Below are 3,121 nucleotides of genomic sequence, written 5' to 3'. Positions count from 1 at the left end.
GTGACGTCGAGGCCGGTCACCTGGCCGCTGCGCAGCCCGGTGGTGCTGCCCATCCGGAAGACGGTCGTGCCGACGGTGGCCTCCGCGGCCTGGTTGATCCGGACGGTCTGTCCGTTGCCGACGTTGACGTCGCTCGGCGCCTGGGTGTTCGGGTCGTCGTACTTGACGAGGGCGAAGTCGCTGCCGGGGAAGGTGGACTGCTCGACCGTGGCGATCGGCCGGCCGTTCGGGGCGTCCGACCACTGCGTGCCCGGGCCGCCGCAGTGCCCGGCGGTCAGGAAGGCGGGGCTGCCGTCGGCGGCCGTGACGTTGAAGCCGAGGGAGCAGCGGACGTTGCCGCCCTGGGCCCGGGAGAAGATGGCGTCGCCGCCGGAGGCGAACGTCTTGAAGGTCCCGGCGGTCTTCTTCAGGGTGGCCATGCCCGAGCCGATGCTCTCGACCGTGGACTCCAGCTTGTTCCACTTGGCGCCGGTGACCGTGCTGTCGGCGGTGACCACGACCTTGTTGGTGCGCGGGTCGACGGTCCAGGCCGTGCCGGGGATGGCGGCCTTGCTCCTCAACGTCCGTGCGACGGACTTCAGTTCGGCGGTGCTGTTGTCGACCTGGCGGACGACCGCGCCCGCCTTCCTCGCCCGGTCGGCCATGGCGGTGTCGCCGCGCACCACGTTGACGACGAGCCGCTGCCTGTCACCGTCGTAGTACGCGCCGGCGTAGGAGTCGCCGAGGGTTCTGGCGAGCTGTGCGGACAGGTGTGAGGCGTCCTTGGCTTTCAGGGTCCTGGGGGTGACCTTCTCCGTCGCGCCGTCCTGGGAGGCGTTGGCGTTCGGGAGCAGTATGGCCGCCGCGCCGAGCGCCACCACGCCGCCTGCCGCAATCGCGGCCTTGCGCTTCGGAATTCGCTTGTGACTCAACTTCTCGACCTCCTGTGGACGGGGTCCTGGCCACCGTCCAGCGGTGGTTGGGGGGACGCCTGGATGGCCTCTGATACGCACGGGGCGCGTGACATGTTCAATCCCGTTCGCCAACTCGTCCTCCACCGCAAGGAATCGGCCGGCCTTCGCACACGTCCGGAGCCGTACCGGCGCCCGCCTGACGCCCCGTCGGGTCCTGTCCTCCGGGGCGGCGGACACGGGCGCGCGGTGCGGCACCGCGGCCGGCGCACTTGGCGGCGGGGCGCTGCACGGGCCTCACGGCAGGGCGCGTCATGGACGCGAATGCCGTCGGGTGGAGTGCGATCGGGCGGAGCGCGATGCGGAGTGCTGTGCCGTTGCACGGGCCGGCCGGAGCCTGTCCGGTCGTCGCCGGCCGACGGCCGAGGCCGGCCAGTGACCGGAGCCGGCCAGTGACCGGAGCCGGCCGGTGACCGCGGAGGCGGCGGGGCCGGGCGCCGTCGCGGTGCGGTGCGTCCGGTGTCCTCGCGGCACCGGCGGTGACCGGCCGGAGCGGGTCGGGGCTGCGGGATCCGGCAGGGAGCGTCCACGTCCGCGAGCGGCCCCTGCCGGATCCCGCCGTGGACACATGAAAACCCCGGGCGGGGTACCCGGGCCGCATGCGGCACGACCACCGAGAACCCGAGCTTCCTCCCGCCCGGGGCCCCGTCTCCGCCGCCGTGACGGCATATCTGCGGGACGCCGGGCCGCTGCCGCGCGCCGAGGAGATCGGCGGGGCGGCGGCGTACGGCGACGATCTCCAGCTCGCCCTGTATCTCTGCTACGAGCTGCACTACCGGGGTTTCGCCGGAGTCGACGCACGGCGCGAGTGGGACCCGGAGCTGCTGCGGATCCGGTCGGCGCTGGAGCACCGGTTCCTGTCCGCGCTGCGCGCCGACACCCCCGTGCACGACAGCCTCGACGACGCGCTCGCCGCCCTTCTCGTCGAACCGGTCCGCGGCACGGGCGTCAGCCACTATCTGCGGGACGAGGGCACCCTGTGGCAGCTGCGGGAGTACGCGGCCCAGCGCTCCCTGTACCACCTCAAGGAGGCCGACCCGCACGCCTGGGTGCTGCCCCGCCTGTGGGGCCGGGCCAAGGCGGCCATGGCGGCGGTGGAGTTCGACGAGTGGGGCGGCGGCCGTGCCGAGCGCGTCCATGCCCGGCTGTTCGCCGATCTGATGACCGACCTGGGCCTGGACACGGCCTACGGCCGCTATCTGGACGCGGCCTCGGCGGAGGCCCTGGCGACGGTGAACCTGATGTCCCTGTTCGGTCTGCACCGCGAGCTGCGGGGCGCCCTGGTGGGCCACTTCGCCGCCGTCGAGATCACCTCCTCCCCCGGTTCGCGGCGGCTGGCCGAGGCACTGCGCCGGACGGGGGCCGGACCGGCCGCGCAGTTCTTCTACGACGAGCACGTGGAGGCGGACGCCGTGCACGAGCAGGTGGTGCGGCACGACGTGCTCGGCGGCCTGCTGGCCGAGGAGCCGCACCTGGCGGCCGACGTGACCTTCGGCATCGACGCGACCGGTTATCTGGAGGACCGTCTGGGTGCACGGCTGCTCGCCGACTGGCGCGCCGGGCGGTCGTCGCTGCGGACCCCTCTCGCCCAGGAAGTGACAGGTGCTCCCTGAGTGTCACAGGTACTTTCCGGGCACCGGGGTACTCGCCGACCGTGTATGCACTGCTGCTTCCAGGTGTCTACGCTCCCCAGGACGACACCGCGCTGCTGGCCGAGGCCCTGGCCGACGAACCGCGTACGCCGGGCGCGCAGGTCCTCGACGTGGGGACCGGAAGCGGTGCGCTGGCACTGGCGGCCGCCCGGCGGGGCGCCGAGGTGACCGCCGTGGACATCTCCCGGCGCGCGGTGTGGACCGCCCGGCTCAACGCCCGGCTGTACCGGCTTCCGGTCCGCATTCACCACGGGAACCTCTTCGACCCGGTGCGCGGGCGGTCGTTCGACGTCATCCTGGCCAATCCGCCGTACGTACCGGCTCCCGACACCCGGCGCGGGCCGCGCGGCAGGCGCCGCGCCTGGGACGCGGAACAGGACGGACGGCTGGTGCTGGACCGGATCTGCCGGGACTCTCCCCCGCTGCTGCGGCCCGGGGGCGTCCTGCTGGTCGTCCACTCCGCGCTGAGCGGCCCCGGCCGCACCCTGGACCTGCTGCGTGCGGCCGGGGCCGCTCAGC

The 3,121-nt window shown here is 73.4% G+C and carries 3 protein-coding genes; 2 read left to right on the top strand and 1 reads right to left on the bottom strand.

Going from position 1 to position 3,121, the window contains the following annotated elements:
* A partial coding sequence (locus CCN35_RS24115) for a S1 family peptidase (protein WP_211285570.1) occupies positions 1-911 on the bottom strand: 911 nt, incomplete at its 3' end.
* Between the two features lie 638 nt (positions 912-1,549).
* Here CCN35_RS24115 and CCN35_RS24110 point away from each other — a divergent pair.
* Entirely contained in the window at positions 1,550-2,563 is a 1,014-nt protein-coding gene (locus CCN35_RS24110; RefSeq protein WP_086794337.1) for an iron-containing redox enzyme family protein, read from the top strand.
* A gap of 41 nt (positions 2,564-2,604) precedes the next feature.
* Positions 2,605-3,121: HemK2/MTQ2 family protein methyltransferase (locus CCN35_RS24105; protein WP_107501091.1), on the top strand; the 517-nt coding region annotated here is incomplete at its 3' end.

The organism is Streptomyces thermovulgaris (assembly GCF_002155915.1).
Lineage (GTDB): Bacteria > Actinomycetota > Actinomycetes > Streptomycetales > Streptomycetaceae > Streptomyces > Streptomyces thermovulgaris.
Note: the sequence above shows the minus strand (reverse complement) of the source record. Positions and strands in the feature narration are given on the sequence as shown.